Below are 733 nucleotides of genomic sequence, written 5' to 3' on the forward strand. Positions count from 1 at the left end.
TCCGCGACCTCGACCTGCTGCGCCCGATCTACGCCCAGACCGCCGCCTACGGCCACTTCGGCCGCGAACTGGCCGACTTCACCTGGGAACGCACCGACCGCGTCGACGCCCTCCGCACCGCCGCCGGCGTCTGACCCCGTAGCACGGCCTCGGATCCCTCGGACATGCGCCGCCGACCACGGTCGGCGCCGCCTGTCCGAGGGATCTGCTGTACTGGGCACCGTGAGTGAGACGGGCCCCCGGAGCGAGCGGGGTGGCCAGGGCCCGGCGGGCGAGCAGCTGGCGCTGCTGCGCGGCGCCGCCCGCAAGCGCACGCCCCCGCGCACCTGGCGGGGCGCGCCGCTGGCCGAGCGGCTGCCCGTGGCCCGGGTCCTGGTGGACAAGGGCATGGTCCACCTCGACCGCTTCTTCGACTACGCCGTCCCCGCCGCGATGGACGCCGAGGCGCTGCCCGGCGTCCGGGTCCGGGTCCGCTTCGGCGCCGGGCAGCGCGACGGCCGCCGCGAGGGCGGCCGCCTGATCAACGGCTTCGTCGTCGAGCGGCGCGCCGACAGCGACTTCCCCGGCGTGCTCGCCCCCCTGGCCCAGGTGCTCTCCACCGAACAGGTGCTCACCCCGGAGCTGCTGCGGCTCTGCCGCGCCGTCGCCGACCGCTACGCCGGTGCCCTCGCGGACGTCGTCCAGCTCGCCGTGCCGCCCCGGATGGCCAAGGCCGAGCGGCAACCGTCCCCGC

General features: G+C 76.8%; 2 protein-coding genes. Both read left to right on the top strand.

Going from position 1 to position 733, the window contains the following annotated elements:
* Window positions 1–134, top strand: a 134-nt coding sequence (locus E1283_RS36740; protein WP_165956390.1) for a methionine adenosyltransferase domain-containing protein, incomplete at its 5' end; no start/stop codon positions are given.
* A gap of 88 nt (window positions 135–222) precedes the next feature.
* Window positions 223–733 (top strand): primosomal protein N' family DNA-binding protein (locus E1283_RS36745; RefSeq protein WP_481906715.1); only part of this gene is annotated, 511 nt, incomplete at its 3' end.

The organism is Streptomyces hainanensis (assembly GCF_004348415.1).
Classification (GTDB): Bacteria; Actinomycetota; Actinomycetes; order Streptomycetales; family Streptomycetaceae; genus Streptomyces; species Streptomyces hainanensis.